Below are 15,162 nucleotides of genomic sequence, written 5' to 3'. Positions count from 1 at the left end.
TTCAGCTTCCCTCGGCGGTGCGGGCGGCGGCCGGGCCCAGGGCGCCGGTCCGCCACTGGAAGGCGGCCACGTAGTCGTCCGCCGCGATCGGCGCCCGCAGCAGTTCCGGGGACAGGTTGAACCCACCGGTCAGTGTGTCGGCGTACGGCTGGAGTTCCGCGCACAGGGCGTCCGCCTCCCGTGGCAGCCGCTCCACCTGCTCGGCCGTCAGCGCGCCGCGCGCCAGGAACCAGCCGGCGTCCCGCCGCACCTCGGTCAGCCCGTACAGCGCGGCCAGCAAGGCGAGCGCCGCCCTCGCCGTCTCGTCCCGCGCCGCGTCCACCGCGGCGGCGAGGCACTCCAGCGCCGTGCGCACCCCGCGCGCCCGGGCCATCTCGAGGCCGGTGTTGATGGTGCCGTTCCACGCCTCGAAGTACGTCCGGTCCTGGGAGTCGTCCGTCATGGCCGCCCGAGCCGCCCGGAGCAGTTCCTGTTCCCGGTGGCGCAGGACGGCCACCAGGAACGCCGGGTCGCGCAGGCTCCGGCCCCGCGGGTCGGGGGCCGCGCCCGGCTCTTCGACGTCGCCGCTCTGCGCGATGATCTGTCCGGCTGTGGTGGCCAGCAGGACCTGGTTGTCGCCCTCCGCGGTGACCAGGCCCTGGAGCAGCGACCCGTAGTCCGCGATCCGGTTGACGCTGAAGATGCCCTGGGCCCCGCAGCGCTCCCGGCAGGTGGCGATGGTCTCGGTCATCTCCCAGGTGGTCAGCGCCTTGGTGATCGACACCAGATGGTTGAGCTCGGCCGGCGCGGAGTCCCGCGGCGCCCCTGTGAACTCCCGCTTGGCGTGGTTGAGCAGCAGGGTCATCGCGTACGTCTTGGCCAGCGCGGTGAACAGCGCGAGCTGGTGGCTGCGGTACTCGATGACCGGAAGGTCGTTGCGGCCGGGCGCGTTGGTGAGCCGCCGTGCCGCGTACCGCAGGGCGATGTACACACCGGCCCGGCCCGCGCCTGTCGCCGCGCTGGAGACGCACAGCCGCCCGGGCAGGATCCGGCTCATCGCGCGCAGGAACCGCCTGCGCTGGTTGCCGGAGGCCGGGCGGAAGGTGCCGTTCTCGTCGAAGCCGCCCATGTCGCCGTGGAGCAGGTTGCGGCGCGGGACCCGCACATGGTCGAACCAGGTGAGGCCGTTGTCCAGGCCCTGCACCGGTTTCTCCGGGCACGGCGCCGCGTGCACGCCCGCGCACAGCCCGTCGCGGTCGCTGATCCGGACCAGGAACGGGAACACGCCGTGGTCCTTGCCGTCCGCCTTCAGCCGGGCCATCACCACGGCCAGCTTCGGGATGTCCTGGAACCCGCTGTACGACATGTACTTCTGCGCGAGCGCGTCGGGGGTGTTCAGCACGAACGTCTCGCTCGCGGCGTCGTACACGGCCTCGGTGCGCAGCGCGGCCACGTTGTTGCCGTAGCCCAGCTCGGTGGCCATGTACGGGCTGAACGAGTCCAGCCGGTCCAGTTCGTCGAACAGGTCCTTCAGGTCGTCCCGGGCGCCGTGCTCCACGACGGTGCCGAAGGCGAGGTTGTAGTGCACCATCAGCAGCGAGAACGTGGAGACGTCCACCAGTGACGGCCACTCGGCCAGCGCGAACAGCCGCCACGGGTCCGCCAGGATCTCCCGCGGGCGCTCCAGCCCGGCGTGCACGGCCCGCGACCGCTCGTAGGCCAGCTTCCCGGCCTCGTCCATGTTCAGCCCCTCGCGGGGGTCGAACAAGGGGTCCAGCAGCAGCTCATGGAGGTCCTGGTGCGTCTGCTCGTACCTGCCGTCGAAGAGCAGCCGGGACAGGTCGGCGGAGGCCGACGGGGTCATCTGTGGGTCCTTTCCCGCGGTTCGGATCGTGAAGACCGGCAGAAGGGGTGGGCCGCCGCGGTCAGGCGGACGCGAGCAGCAGGGCGGCGTTCTGGCCGCCGAAGCCGAAGGAGTTGCTCAGCGCCACGTCCACGCGGCCGCGGCGCGCCGCGCCGTGCACGACGTCCACCTCCACCCTGGGGTCGACCTCGGTGGTGCTCGCCGTCGGCGGGAGCACACCGTGGTGCACGGTGAGCGCCGCGAACGCGGCCTCGATGGCCCCGGCCGCGCCCAGCGGATGTCCGGTGACCCCCTTGGTGGAGCTGACCTGGACGTCCGTCCCGGCGACGCGGTGGATCACCCCGGCCTCGACGACGTCGTTGAGCGGGGTGGAGGTGCCGTGGGCGTTGACGTACCCGATGTCCCGGCCGGTCAGCCCGGCGTCCTCGAGGGCCGCACGGACCGCCAGCTCGGCGCCCCTGCCCTCGGGGTGAGGGGAGGTGACATGGTGTGCGTCCGCGGAGGCGCCGTACCCGATCACCCGGGCCACCGGCCGCGCTCCCCGGGCGCGTGCGTGCTCCTCGGACTCCAGGACGACGACCCCGGCTCCCTCGCCGAGCACGAACCCGTCACGGGCCGCGTCGAACGGGCGGGACGCGGTCCGCGGGGAATCCAGCCGCCGCGACAGGGCCCGCATCCTGGCGAACGAGGACATGTACAGCGGGGTGATCGGCGCCTCGGCTCCGCCGGCCACGACGATGTCGGCCGCCCCCGACCGGATCAGCTCCCGGCCCAGCCCGATCGCGCTCGCCCCGGCGGCGCACGCCGTGCACGGGGCCATGCAGGGCCCGTTGGCGCCGATGTCGATCGCCACCTGGCCCGCCGCCATGTTGAGCAGCCCCATCGGCAGGGTCATCGGGGACACCTCCGACGGCCCCTCCTCGATCATCACCCGGTGCTGCTCCTCCAGGGTCGCGGTACCGCCGGCACCCGAGCCGAGGATCACGGCCACCCGCGCACTGTCCGCCCACGCGCCGGGGCTGAGTCCGGCCTGTTCCAGGGCCTCGCGCGCGGCGACGATGGCGAACCGGGCGTAGCGGTCCCACTGCCAGGCGCCGCGCAGCCCGAGGCCGTCCGGGTCGAAGCCGGGCACCTTGCAGGCCATGGTCACCGGCAGGCCGTCCAGGTCGGCGTGGTGCGCCGCCGCGGGCCGGCCCTCGACCACGCGGTCCCAGTTCTCCTTGATCCCGATACCGGCGGGCGTGACCAGCCCGATCCCGGTGATCGCGGCGGCGAAACCGGTCATCGGACGGCGGCGCCCTTCTGCTCCACCATGGCGACGATGTCCGCGACGACGGAGATCTCGGACAGCTCCTCGTCGCTGATCACAATGCCCAGGCGCTTCTTCAGGGCGGTGGCCAGCTCGATCTGTGACAGTGAGTCGAGGCCGAGGTCGTCGAAGGTGGCCTCGGGCACCACTTCCTCCGGGTCGAGACCGAAGCGGGTGACGAAGACCTCGACGACGGAGTCGTGGGTGGAGCTCATGGTGTTTCCTCCTGGATCGGGTGAAGGGACGAAGATCTGACGATCAGTTGACGGGCTGGGCCTGGATGTCCGGCCAGTGCAGAGTGGTCGAGCCCCAGGACAGGCCGGCCCCGAAGGCGGAGAGCAGCACCCGCTGGCCCGCCTCCAGGTCACCCCGGGCGGCGTAGTCGTTGAGCAGCAGGGGCACCGACGCCGCCAGGGTGTTGCCCACCCGGTCGATGTTCACCGCGACCCGCTCCCCGGGAAGCTCCAGCTCCTCCGCGACCGCCCGCACGATGCGGATGTTGGCCTGGTGACCGACGAACCAGTCGACGTCCGCCACCGACCAGTCGGCGCGCTTGAGGACCGTCTGCGCCGACTGCGTCATCCGCTCGACGGCCTGCGCGTACAGCGGGCGGCCGTCCATCCGCAGGTACCAGTCCGCCGTCGGCACCGTGCCGTGCCCGAGCCCGTCGTCGGCGGAACGCTGCCGCGAACCGCCGGCCGGGATGGCGAGCAGATCGGCCAGCGCGCCGTCGCTGCCGAGGTCGAACGGGCCCAGCGCTCCGGGCTCGTCCGGCTCGCCGCGGCGCAGCACCACCGCGCCCGCGCCGTCGCCGAAGATCGGTGCCGTGGTCCGGTCCTCCTGGTTCACCAGCGTGGTGAACGCCTCCGACCCGATGAACAGGACGGTGTCGGCGGTGCCGGAGCCGATCAGGCCGGACACGGTGGCGAGCCCGTACAGGAACCCACTGCACGCCGAGGTCAGATCGAAGGCGGCCACGGTGCCGAGGCCCAGCCGGAACGCGACCTCGGGCGCCACCGCCGGGCAGAGCCGCTCGGGCGAGGTGGTCGCCACGACCACCGCGTCCACCCGGGTCACCCCCGCCGACCGCATGGCCCGGGCGCCGGCCGCCACGGCCATGCTCCCCGTCGACAGGCCGTCGGAGACGACCCGGCGTTCCCGGATCCCGGTCCTGGTGCGGATCCAGTCGTCCGTGGTGTCCAGCGTGCGCGAAAGGTCGTCGTTGGTGACTGCCCGGGGCGGGAGGAAGCCTCCGATTCCCGTGAGTACCGCCGTCATTGACTCGCCCTCCTGATGGCCGCGTCCACGCCCTGAAGCCGGCGTTGAGTCAGGTTTTCCGATGGCCGGACGGCCGGGCAATTGGCCCTTGGTACACCCGGCGGGGCGTGTACCAAGGGCCAATTGCCCGCTCTCCCCGCCCGGTGCGAACCTCGCGAAGATGACCTCGACACCTTCTGAACTCGCAGGGCTCCTCCCGGCCGGACAGGTGCTCACCGACCCGGCCCGGCTGGCGTCCTTCGCCCACGACGAGGCCGCCGGCGCGCCCTACGCCCTCCCGGCGGCCGTGGTGCGGCCACGTGACTCCGCCGAGGTCGCGGCGGTCGTGGCGTACTGCGCCGAACGAGGCGTGCCCGTGGTGGCCCGCGGTGCCGGCACCGGCCTGTCCGGCGGCGCCAACGCCGTCGACGGCTGCGTGGTCGTCTCCTTCGCCGCGATGGACCGCATCCTGCGCATCGACCCGGACGAGCGTCTGACCGTGGTGCAGCCCGGCGTCGTGAACGACGACCTGCGGGCCGCGTGTGCCGCCAAGGGCCTCTGGTACCCGCCCGACCCGGCCAGCGCGCCCTGGTCCACCATCGGCGGGAACGTCGCCACCAACGCGGGCGGCCTGTGCTGCGTGAAGTACGGCGTGACCCGCGACTACGTGCTCGGCCTTGAGGTGGTCACCGGCCGGGGCGAGGTGGTCCGGCTGGGCCGGCGGACCGCCAAGAGCTCGGCCGGTTTCGAACTGGCCGGCCTGCTGGTGGGTTCCGAGGGCACCCTGGGCCTGGTCACCGAGGTCACCCTGCGGCTGCGCGGCGAGCGCGCCCAGGAGCAGACCGTCGTCGGCTACTTCGACGATCTGCCGAGCGCCGGTCGGGCCGTCGCCCATGTGGTGGCCTCCGGCGTCGTCCCCAGCGCCCTCGAACTCGTCGATCGCTTTTGCCTGCGCGCCGTCGACGAGTGGAAGAACATGGGTCTCACCGACGGCGGCAACGTGCTGCTGCTGGCCCGCTGCGACGCGCCCGGAGCCGCCGGTGCGCAGGAGGCCGACACGGTGCTGGCCTGCTTCGAAGCCGCCGGCGCCGCCTGGAGCGCCCGCTCCGGCGACCCGGCCGAGGCGGACGCCCTGTTCGCCGCCCGCCGCCTGGTCTACCCCGCGCTGGAACGTCTGGGCATGGTGCTCAGCGAGGACATCTGCGTGCCGCGCACCCTCGTCCCCGAGATGTTCGCCCGTCTGGAGCGCACCGCCGAGCGGCACGGCGTACGCATCGCGAGCATCGCCCACGCCGGGGACGGCAATCTGCACCCGATGCTGGTCGTGCCGCGCGGCGACGAGCGGGAACTGGCCCGGGGCCGGGAGGTCTTCGAGGAGGTGGTCGACGAGGCGATAGCGCTGGGCGGCACGGTCACCGGCGAGCACGGGGTGGGCCTGCTGAAGATGCGCGGCCTGGCCAGGGAGCTCAGCCCGGCCGTGCTGGACCTGCACCGCGGTATCAAGCGCGTGTGGGATCCGGCGGGGATCCTCAACCCGGGAAAGGTCTTCACGGTCTGACGACGGCCGCCGGTCCGCATCGCGGGACGGATCTCCAGGAGGGGAGCGCTCGCGCATCGCCGTTGTGCGTGACCACTTCCCAGGCGAAGGCGACGATGCCGGCCTGGAGTCTGGATTCCACGTCGAGTTTGGCCAGGATCTGTGCCACATGGGCTTTGGCGGTGCGCTCGCTGATCGCGAGCACGCTGGAAATGGTGCGGTTGGAGGCACCCTCCCCCAGCAGGCCGAACACCTCCAGCTCACGCTGGGAAAGCAGCGTAATAGCGGCCAGGACAGCATCCCAGCTCTTACCATGAATTCCCGTCAAGGACATCATGATCCCCTCCACAGCACGCCGATAGCCCTGACCCCGGATAAAGCAAAGGCTGGACGGCTTATGTCAATCTAATCGCGCCCCGGGGAAGAGATGCCCATGGTGTGCGTGTGTCCTTGTGATGTCGAAACAGTAGTGCGCGCCGAAATTTTTGAGATTCTTTCCCCATTCCGACTGGCGAATGGCGAAAGGCCGCTCCCTGCACTCGGGAGCGGCCTTTTCGACGCTGCGGTCACGCCGTCGGGATCGTCAGCCGAAGCGACTCCATCCCGATGTTCGCGCGTACCAGCCTGGCCCGGTGCGAGGTGCCCTCGGCGATGGCGTACTCAGGGACCCGGCGGTGCCACTCCTCGAAGAGGAGCTGCATCTCCAGACGCGCCAGGTGTGTGCCCAGGCAGCGGTGCACGCCGACGCCGAAGCTGGTGTGCGGGTTGTCCGGGCGGTGGAAGTCGATGTCATGGGGGCGCGGCCAGCAGGTCTCGTCCCGGTTGGCCGTGGTCAGATGGGTGTTGACCAGGGTCCCGGCTTGGACGGGGCAGCCCGCGATCTCGACGTCCTCGGTGGTGACCCGGGGCAGGAACGGGGCCGGTGGGTCGAGCCGCAGCAGTTCCTCCACGGCGGCCGGCACGAGAGAGGGGTCGTCCGCCAGCTCCCGGCGCCGCTCGGGATGGGTGGCCAGCCGCTCCATCCCGAGGCTCAGCGCGTCGGTGACGGTCTCCAGACCGGCGAGCACGAGCATGAGGCACACGCCCATGGCTTCCGTGTCGGAGAGGCGGTCGTCGCCGTCGATGGCCAGGATCTCGCTGAGGACATCGTCGCCCGGACGGGTGCGACGGGTCTCTATCAGCTTCGTCAGATAGCCGCCCAGGGCCATGGTCTGTGCCACCCTGGCGACGCGCTCCTCGTCGGTGAGGGTCAGCTCGCCGACGGCGTCGGCGGTGAGTTCGAGGGCTGCGTTCTTCGACTCGATGAAGCGGTCGCGGTCCTCCAGCGGCAGTCCCAGCAGGGTCAGCAGCGCCTGCACCGGGAAGGGAACGGCGATGTCCGCGACGAAGTCGCAGCCGCCACGGGCCTTCACGGCCTCGACGAGATCGATGGCCTGGGCCCGCAGCGACTCCTCCAGGGCCCGGATCCGGCGCGGGCCGAAGAAGGGTTGCAGGATCCGCCGGTAGCGGGTCTGCTCGGGGGGATCGAAGGCCAGGGGGATGAGGGGGTAACCGGTCTCCACGGCGTCGAACGCCTTCTTGGCGGAGAACCGGTTCGGTTCTCTGAGCACCGCCTTGACGGCGGCGAGGCTGGTCACCGCCAGGCCGTCGGCCATGCGCGCCGGCTCCGGGCCGGCCATCAGCATCCGCCAGGCGTCGTCCCGCCGCTCGGCCACCGGGAGGTCACTGACGGCGCGCACGGTGTCGCGGTCAACACTGGTCATGGGCAATGGATCCGTTCTTGGTCGCTCTCGCTGTTCATGGAGGTGGAGGTCGTGCGGGGGTGCCGGTCCGGCGGCTCGCGTCCGGGCCGGGCCGGTGTTCCCACGGCTCACACCCGGACCGGCATCCGGGCCGCGCTCGCAGGCTGAGCAGACCGTTCCACTCGACGTCGCCGTCCAGGCTCAGCGCGGGGAACCGCCGCACCAGCTCGCCGATGGCCACCCTGCCTTCGATGCGGGCCAGCGCCGCGCCGAGGCAGTGGTGGATGCCGGCGCCGAAGGACAGATGGCGGCGGGCGTTCTCCCGGTCCAGCCGGAGCTCCTCCGCGTCGGAACCCCAGAACGTCTCGTCGCGGTTGGCCCCGGCCAGGTTGGCGAGGATGAACGACCCGGGCGGGATCTCGTAACCGCCGACGTGGTAGGTCTCCAGCGTCACCCGCCTGCTGTTGTGCACGGGCGCGTCGTAGCGCAGCAGCTCCTCGACGGCGTTCCCGATGAGGTCCGGCGTGTCGCGCAGGAGCTTCAGTTGGTCCGGGTTGCGCAGCAGCGCGAGAGTTCCACCAGAGAGCAGGTTCACGGTCGTCTCGTGACCCGCGACGTACAACATGGCGACCTGGGCGACCAGCTCGTCGTGGGTGAGCGCGTCCCCGTTGTCCTCGGCGGTGATCAGTGCGGTGAGCAGGTCGTCGGCGGGGTGGTCCCGCTTCCAGGAGACGGCCTCGCCGACCAGGTCGAACAGCTCCGCGTCGGCCGCCTCGACGGCCCTCATCACCACGGGGTCGGTGGTGGGTTCGACGGAGCGCATCAGGGTGTGGGAGAGCATGCGCAGCCGTTCGTTGTCGGTCGGCGGCATGCCGAGCATCCGCGAGACCACGGTGAACGGCAGCGGGAACGCCAGTGCCTCGACCAGGTCGACGCTGCCGGCTTCGGCGATGGCGTCGAGCGCGTCGCCGACGAGCGAGCGGATCTGCGGCTCCATGGCGTTGATGGCCCGCGCGGTGAACGCCTTGGAGACCAGCTTCCGCAGCCGGGTGTGGTCCGAGGGGTCCCGGTCCAGCAGGGCCAGCCCCTTCAGGCGCGGCTCGTCCGTCGTCAACGGTCACGGCCAGCAGCGCCATCGCCCCCCGGCCGGACAGCCGCGCGGTGATGATCCGGCTGCGTTCGACCATCAGCCGCACATTGGCGTCGGTCTGCGCGACGAGCATCCGGATCGGGTCCACGGCGCGGTGGGAGAAGAACACCCCGAAGGAGGACAGCCACGGCACCAGTCCGGTGGTCACCAGCCCCACGGCGACGCCGACCAGGTTCTGCTCGGCGATGCCCATCTGGAGGAACCGCTCCGGGTGCGCCTGGGCGAAGGCGTCGGCCTTGGTGCTGGTGGCCAGATCGCCGTCGAGCACCACGGTCCGCGGGTCCTCGTCGCCGAGCGCGACCAGGGTGGCGTCCGATGTCTGACGCATCGATGTCGTCGGTGTGGTCATTCGGCTACCCCACCCAACTCGGCGAGCGCCGCCGCGAGTTGCTCGTCATTCGGCGCACCGGTGTGCCACTTGATGGTCATCTCCGCGAAGGAGACGCCGTGGCCCTTGCGGGTGGTGGCGAGGATCATCGTGGGCCGGTCGATGGCTTCGGCCTGCCCGGCCTCGGCGAACGCGGCCCGGATCGCGGCGATGTCGTTGCCGTCGATCTCCAGCACCCGCCAGCCGAGACCGGTGAAGGTGGCGCGCAGGTCGACGCCCGCCCACGGGTCGCGCCGGTCGCCGCGGTCGTCGGCGCCGCGCGGCCAGCCGTACTGCTGAAGGCCGTTGTGGTCGAGCACCGCGACCAGGTGGCCGAGCCGGTAGCGGGGTGCCACATGCGCCGCCTCCCAGGTCATGCCCTCCTGGAGCTCCCCGTCTCCGAGCAGCACATACGTACGTGAGTCCGGGGCCGAGGCGGAGCCGCCCAGCCGCGCGCCCAGCGCCATGCCCACGCCGGCGGACAGGCCCTGGCCGAGCGATCCGGTCGACATCTCGACCCCGGGCAGCCTGGTCATGTCAGGGTGCATCTGGAGCCGTGAACCGCCCTTGTCGAAGTCGGCGAGTTCGGCGACGTCGAAGTAGCCCCGCATCGCGAGGACGGCGTAGAGGCCGAGTGCGCAGTGCCCCTTGGAGAGGACGAAACGGTCCCGCTCCGGCGCGGCGGGCCGGGCCGGGTCGATCCGCAGCTCGTCGAAGTAGAGGGTCACCAGCAGGTCGGCGGCGGACAGGGAGCCGCCGACGTGGCCGGCTCCGGCCTGGTGAGCGGTGCGCAGGATGAGCTCTCGGGCCCGGGTGGCCAGGTGGCCGAGTTGTTCGTCGGTCGGGCGCTGCCGGTCGGTCGGCGGCGCCGTACAGGGGGCGACGGTCATGGTTGCTCGCATGGTCCTTTCCGGCGTACGACCGCCGGCCGATCAGAGCTTGATGATGAAGGTCTTGCTCTGGGTGCAGGCGTCCAGCGCCGCCACCCCCTTTTCCCGTCCGTAGCCGGATCCGCGGAAACCACCGAACGGCAGCTCCACGCCGCCGCGGGCGCCGAACGCGTTGATGTACACCTGTCCGGCCTCGATGCCACGGGCGACGGTCAGGGCCCGGGTGATGTCCGACGTCCAGACGGCGCCCATGAGCGCGTACGGCGTGCAGTTGGCCAGCCGCACCGCTTCCTCGGGGCGGTCGAAGCTCATCACCGCCAGCACGGGGCCGAAGACCTCCTCCTGAGCGATCCGGCTGCCCGGGTCCACGCCGTCGACGAGGGTGGGTGCGTAGTACGCGCCGGAGCCGAGCTCCGGGTCGGCCGGGGCCGTGCCGCCGACCAGGACCTCGCCCGAGGTGAGGGTGTCGATGAAGTCGGCGACCCTGGACTGCTGTTTCCTCGACACCAGGGGCCCCAGGTCGGGATCGGTGGCACCAGGGCCGATGCGGACCGCAGAGAAGGCCGCGGTCAGCCGAGCCACCATCTCGGTGTGCGCGTCGCGGTGCACGATCAGCCGGGATCCGGCCGAGCAGGTCTGACCGGCATTCTGGAGGATCCCCTTGGTGACGGCCTCGGCGGCGGCTTCGAGGTCGGCGTCGGGGAAGACCACGTGCGCGGACTTGCCGCCCAGTTCGAGCGTGGTGGGCACGACCCGGTGGGCGGCGGCGTGCGCGACCCGGGCGCCGACGGCCGTCGAGCCGACGAAGCCGATCTGGCGTATGTCCGGATGGGCGGTGAGCGCGGCGCCGGCCTCGGCGCCGATGCCGGGCACGACGTTGACCACCCCGTCGGGGATGCCGGCCGCCACCGCCAGTTCCGCCAGCCGTACGGAGGTGCGCGGGGTCTCGTCCGGCCGGTTTGACTACCGCGCAGTTGCCGGTGGCGATGGCCGGTGCGACCCCGCGGGCGAACAGCTGCATGGGGTAGTTCCAGGCGACGATGTGTCCGGTGACACCGAACGGTTCGCGCGTGGTGTACGCCTGGATATCGGGTCGCACCGGAATGGTGTCGCCGTAGTAGGTGTCGATGGCATGGCCGTAGAACTGGAAGTAGCGGGCGCAGACGGCCGCGTCGGCACGGGCCTGGCCGATCGGCTTGCCGGTGTCCTCGCTCTCCAGCCGGGCCAGGTTCTCGGAGTCCGCGGTGATGGCATCGGCGAGGCGGGTGAGAGCGAGGAGGGGTCCTTCGGCTGTGGTGGTTCTGTGGTCAGGCCGCGTCGGCCTCGGAGTACAGGTCCCGGTCCCGGGTCTCCGGTGTGCGCAGGGTGACGGCCAGGCTGACCGCGACGGTGGCGATCATCAACACCGCCACCGGGATCCAGCTGCCGCTCGCCCAGGTGATCAGGGCCGAGCAGACCAGCGGCCCGGCGCCGCCGACCATGGAGGCCAGCTCGCGCCCCATGGTGACCCCGGCGTAGCGATAGCGGCTGCCGAAGATCTCCGGCAGAAACGCCGCCTGGGCGCTCACCGAGCCCTCGGCCGCGAAGATGAAGCCCAGAATGATCACTATCGTGATCAGCACGGGGCTCCCGGTGTTCAGCATCGCGAAGGCCGGGACCGGAAGGATCATCATCCCCAGGGCCGCGACCGTGTACGCGGGCCTCCGGCCGAGCCGGTCCGACAGCCGGCCGAAGAACACCGCCGCGCCCATTCCGCAGATCGCGCCGATCAGCAGCGCGCGGGTGAACACGGCCTTGTCCACGTCGACGTTCGACACCAGGTAGCTGCCCATGAACACCTGGTAGGTGTACGAGTTGAGGCTGACCCCGGCCACCATCAGAAAAACCCGCAGCACGTTCCGGCGGCTGTTGGTCCACACGTCCTTGATCGGCGAGGGCCGTGGGTCCGCCGCGTCCTCCTTGGCCTTCTCCTTCGCGGTTTCGGTGAAGACATGGGAGTCCTGGAGCTTGCGCCGCAGCAGGTACGCCATGCCTGTGACGACGATGGAGCTGAGGAACACCAGCCGCCAGCCGTAACTCAGCATCGCGTCCTCGGGCAGTTGCTGGACCGCCAGCCAGACCACAGCGCCCAGCGCGGTGCCCCCCGAGGCCCCGACCCACACCAGCGAGGCGGTGTAGCCGCGTCTGCCGGGTGGCGCCGCCTCGGTCAACAGCACGGTGCCACCGGCCATTTCGGCGCCGGCTCCGAAGCCCTGGAGACAGCGCAGCAGAACCAGCAGCAGGGGCGCGAAGAACCCGATGGTCTCGTACGTCGGCAGCAGGCCGATCAGAAAGGTGGCGATGCCCATCAGATACAGCGTGGTGACCAGCACCCACTTGCGGCCGAGCCGGTCCCCGAAGCGGGAGAAGAACAGACCGCCCAGCGGCCGGGCGAGAAAGCCGACGGCATACGCCCCGAAGCTGCCGAGGTAGCCCACGGCCGGGCTCAGGTCGGGGAAGAACACCGAGTTGAAGACCAGCGCGGACGCGGTCCCGTAGATCACGAAGTCGTACTGCTCGAGGGCGGTGCCCACCAGGCCGCCCCAGCGGGCGCGGCGCAGATTGGCGCGGTCTTCGGCGGCGGAGGAGGGTGTGGTTGCGGCGCCTGTGGTGGCGCCCGGTGCCGAGGGGGAGGACATGGCTTCTCCTTGCTTCTTCATTGAAGCGGCGGCTCGTTGAGGTGACCGGTGGCGGTCACCGGTTCGGGGACGGAGCCGCGCAGGACTCCGCGTGGTCGAATCGGGTCGGCAGCTCGACGGACCGGGCCGCGTCGCCGGCCAGGGCTTCCAGCAGCAGATCGGCGCTGACGCGCCCGATCTGGGCGACGTCCCGGCGGATCGTCGCCAGCCGGGGCTGGAGGAAGGCCGCCATCGGCGCGTCGTCACAGGTGACGAGCGAGAGATCCCGGGGAACCTGGTACGGGAGCCCGGCGAGGGCCGAGAGCACGCCGACCAGAATCTGGTTGGAGCCCGCGATCAGCGCCGTCGGTCGGTCCTCGCCGCTCAGCAGCGCGTGGGTGGCCTTGGCCCCGTGTTCCATGGCGAAGTCCCCGCTGTGGGCGTGGGCCGTGACACCCAGCTGTGCCGCGATCCGGTACAGCGCCTGCTCGCGCTCCCGGGAGGGACGGGTGTTGGCCGAGCCGCTGACCAGGCCGATCGAACGGTGGCCGAGCTCGACGAGGTGCCGCACCGCGGCGGTCAGTCCGCTGGCGTGGTCGAAGCGGGCGGCGGAGGCGGCGGGCAGGTCGGGGATGTCGCGGTCGATCAGCACGATGGGGACGCCGGCCTTGGAGAGCAACTCGACGGTTTCCTGGTTCTTCTCGTCGGTGACCGACACCAGCAGCCCGTCCACCCGATGCTGGGCGAGTCGGCGCAGATGCTCGGCCTCCAGCTCGGGGTCGTGCAGTGAGCTCATCATGAACAGCGTGTAACCGCGTTCGCGCAGGCGGGTCTCGGCCGCGTGCGCGATCTCGGCGAGCAGCGGGTTGCGTATGTCGCTGATGACGAAGCCGATGGTCTTCGTCGCGCCGGTGCGGATGCTCTGCGCCGCCAGATCCGGGACGAAGCCCAGCTCGTCGATGGCCTTCAGCACCTTCCGGCGCATCTTCTCGCTGACGTCGGGATGCCCGGAGATGACGCGGGAGACGGAGGACACCGCCACTCCGGCGTACTCGGCGACCTCGCGGATCGCCACGCGGTGCGGCCGGCTGCCACGCATCCCGGAGCTGGGATCGTTCGGCATGTCACGCCCCCAGCTCGAGGCGGTGCCCGGCGATGTAGTCCTCGTCCAGCTCCCAGCCGAGGCCGGGGGCGTCGGAGAGCTGGAGCTTGCCGTCCACCAGCCGCCGCTCCGTGGCTATCAGATGCCACCAGAACGGATCCCGGTCGGGATGAAAACACTCGGCATAGGTGCCGTGTGACTGGCTGGCCAGCAGATGGGCGGCGACCTGCGGCTCCTCGTGGTGTCCCATCTGGACGTCGTACGAGGTGGCGATGGCGGCGGCACGGCGCCACGCCGTCGGCCCCCCGGACCAGGAGGCGTCGAAGTTGCAGACATCGATGGCCCCGGCCTCCATCAGGTCCCGGCAGCCGCTGGCGCTGTACTCGCTCTGGCCCGCGGCGACCGGAATGCGGGTGCGCATACGGACGTCACGCAGCGAACGGCGGTCGTTGTGCCAGCGCACCGGCTCCTCGAACCAGCGGATACCGAGATCCTCGACGCGCCAGGCGAACTCCAGCGCCTCGGCCACGGTGTAGCCCTGATTGGCGTCCACCGTGATGACGAAGTCGTCGCCGGCCGCCTCCCGCGCGGCCGCGACCCGCTTGGCATCGACCTCGGGCGAGGCGCCGCCGACCTTGAACTTCATACCGGCCAGCCCGCGGTCCTTGTAGAAGGCGATCTCGTCCTCGATGGCGCCCAGCGGTTCTCCGTAGTATCCGCCGATCGCCATCAGGGGGATCTCGCGGTGGTAGCCGCCCCACAGCCGGTGCAGCGGCAGCCGCAGCGCCTTGCCGACGGCGTCCCATATGGCGGTGTCGACACCGGCCAGCGCCACCAGGCCGTGACGGCGGTCCCGCAGGATGTCATAGGTGACCGGATAGGCGAGGTCCCAGCAGCGTTCGGTGGCGAAGGCGTCCTCGCCGATCAGGCGCGGGGCGATCTCGCGCGTGGTGATCGCGGCGATCTCGGCGAGGGCGCCGTCCTCGTCGCCCACGTAGGCCTCCCCGACGATGCCCTCCTCAGTGCGGACCCGAGTGATCAGCGTCGCCCGATGGGTCATCCGGTAGAAGCTGCCCTTGAACTCGCGGGCCAGCGGGGCACGCACCGCCACGACGTCAACGCCGGTGATGGTCAGCCCAGAGGCGCCACTGGCCCACGGGGCTTGTTCGCTGACGGTGCTCGGGAGGGTCATCCTGGCTCCTGGAATCGGTTCCGGAATCGGTTCCGGAACCGATTCCAGGAAATATCGGCCCACGCGCAGCCTCGTGTCAAGAGTGAGTCGAGGGGCTCTTGAGGCCGGCCGAGGGG

The 15,162-nt window shown here is 71.1% G+C and carries 12 protein-coding genes and 3 pseudogenes; 1 reads left to right on the top strand and 14 read right to left on the bottom strand.

From position 1 onward, the window contains the following. Position 1: 1 nt before the first annotated feature. The 4 genes from ACH4S9_RS44285 to ACH4S9_RS44270 all read right to left on the bottom strand — a co-directional run bounded on the left by ACH4S9_RS44285 (position 2) and on the right by ACH4S9_RS44270 (position 4,430). The gene (locus ACH4S9_RS44285; protein WP_398377231.1) at positions 2 to 1,843 is read right to left on the bottom strand and encodes an acyl-CoA dehydrogenase; all 1,842 of its coding nucleotides are present in this window, start codon (positions 1,841 to 1,843) and stop codon (positions 2 to 4) included. Between the two features lie 61 nt (positions 1,844 to 1,904). After that, on the bottom strand, positions 1,905 to 3,128 hold the full coding sequence (locus tag ACH4S9_RS44280) for a beta-ketoacyl-ACP synthase II (RefSeq protein ID WP_311728032.1): 1,224 nt from the start codon (positions 3,126 to 3,128) through the stop codon (positions 1,905 to 1,907). Continuing rightward, positions 3,125 to 3,367, bottom strand: coding sequence for an acyl carrier protein (locus ACH4S9_RS44275; protein ID WP_311728033.1), 243 nt, complete (start codon positions 3,365 to 3,367; stop codon positions 3,125 to 3,127). The genes ACH4S9_RS44280 and ACH4S9_RS44275 overlap by 4 nt, the downstream gene beginning before the upstream one ends. 43 nt (positions 3,368 to 3,410) lie before the next feature. Next, on the bottom strand, positions 3,411 to 4,430 hold the full coding sequence (locus ACH4S9_RS44270; protein WP_311728034.1) for a beta-ketoacyl-ACP synthase III: 1,020 nt from the start codon (positions 4,428 to 4,430) through the stop codon (positions 3,411 to 3,413). 160 nt (positions 4,431 to 4,590) lie between these two features. On the opposite strand from ACH4S9_RS44270, the gene ACH4S9_RS44265 reads away from it, so the two are divergent. After that, a complete protein-coding gene (locus tag ACH4S9_RS44265) occupies positions 4,591 to 5,967 on the top strand; it encodes an FAD-binding oxidoreductase (RefSeq protein WP_398377227.1) in 1,377 nt (458 codons plus the stop codon). Here the strand turns inward: ACH4S9_RS44265 and ACH4S9_RS44260 are convergent. From ACH4S9_RS44260 to ACH4S9_RS44215, 10 genes and pseudogenes are all read right to left on the bottom strand, one after another. Continuing rightward, positions 5,957 to 6,283: a helix-turn-helix transcriptional regulator gene (locus ACH4S9_RS44260; protein WP_311728036.1), complete on the bottom strand. Its 327-nt coding sequence runs from the start codon at positions 6,281 to 6,283 to the stop codon at positions 5,957 to 5,959. The two genes, ACH4S9_RS44265 and ACH4S9_RS44260, sit on opposite strands and share 11 nt — an antisense overlap. Positions 6,284 to 6,512: 229 nt before the next feature. Beyond that, positions 6,513 to 7,709: a cytochrome P450 gene (locus tag ACH4S9_RS44255; protein ID WP_398377225.1), complete on the bottom strand. Its 1,197-nt coding sequence runs from the start codon at positions 7,707 to 7,709 to the stop codon at positions 6,513 to 6,515. Positions 7,710 to 7,743: 34 nt separating this feature from the next. Continuing rightward, positions 7,744 to 8,802 (bottom strand): cytochrome P450, encoded by a 1,059-nt coding sequence (locus tag ACH4S9_RS44250; RefSeq protein ID WP_398377223.1) that lies wholly within the window; start codon positions 8,800 to 8,802, stop codon positions 7,744 to 7,746. A gap of 121 nt (positions 8,803 to 8,923) precedes the next feature. Beyond that, positions 8,924 to 9,166, bottom strand: a pseudogene (locus ACH4S9_RS44245) (transketolase family protein); the annotation flags it as partial. Positions 9,167 to 9,183: 17 nt separating this feature from the next. Beyond that, positions 9,184 to 10,095 carry a transketolase gene (locus ACH4S9_RS44240; RefSeq protein WP_398377222.1) on the bottom strand — a complete coding sequence of 304 codons (912 nt, stop codon included), beginning with the start codon at positions 10,093 to 10,095 and terminating at the stop codon, positions 9,184 to 9,186. Between the two features lie 42 nt (positions 10,096 to 10,137). Next, positions 10,138 to 11,034: pseudogene (locus ACH4S9_RS44235) on the bottom strand (aldehyde dehydrogenase family protein); the annotation flags it as partial. A gap of 25 nt (positions 11,035 to 11,059) precedes the next feature. Next, positions 11,060 to 11,356: pseudogene (locus ACH4S9_RS44230) on the bottom strand (aldehyde dehydrogenase family protein); the annotation flags it as partial. A 46-nt stretch (positions 11,357 to 11,402) separates the two neighbouring features. Continuing rightward, complete coding sequence (locus ACH4S9_RS44225; RefSeq protein WP_398377221.1) at positions 11,403 to 12,773, bottom strand: MFS transporter; 1,371 nt, start codon at positions 12,771 to 12,773, stop codon at positions 11,403 to 11,405. Positions 12,774 to 12,828: 55 nt separating this feature from the next. Then, the gene (locus tag ACH4S9_RS44220; protein WP_398377218.1) at positions 12,829 to 13,875 is read right to left on the bottom strand and encodes a LacI family DNA-binding transcriptional regulator; all 1,047 of its coding nucleotides are present in this window, start codon (positions 13,873 to 13,875) and stop codon (positions 12,829 to 12,831) included. A 1-nt stretch (position 13,876) separates the two neighbouring features. Then, positions 13,877 to 15,046, bottom strand: coding sequence for a mandelate racemase/muconate lactonizing enzyme family protein (locus tag ACH4S9_RS44215; RefSeq protein WP_398377216.1), 1,170 nt, complete (start codon positions 15,044 to 15,046; stop codon positions 13,877 to 13,879). Positions 15,047 to 15,162: the final 116 nt, after the last annotated feature.

Source organism: Streptomyces sp. NPDC021225, assembly GCF_044332865.1.
Lineage (GTDB): Bacteria > Actinomycetota > Actinomycetes > Streptomycetales > Streptomycetaceae > Streptomyces.
The sequence above is the reverse complement of the archived record's forward strand: the minus strand, read 5'-3'. Positions and strand labels throughout refer to the sequence as shown.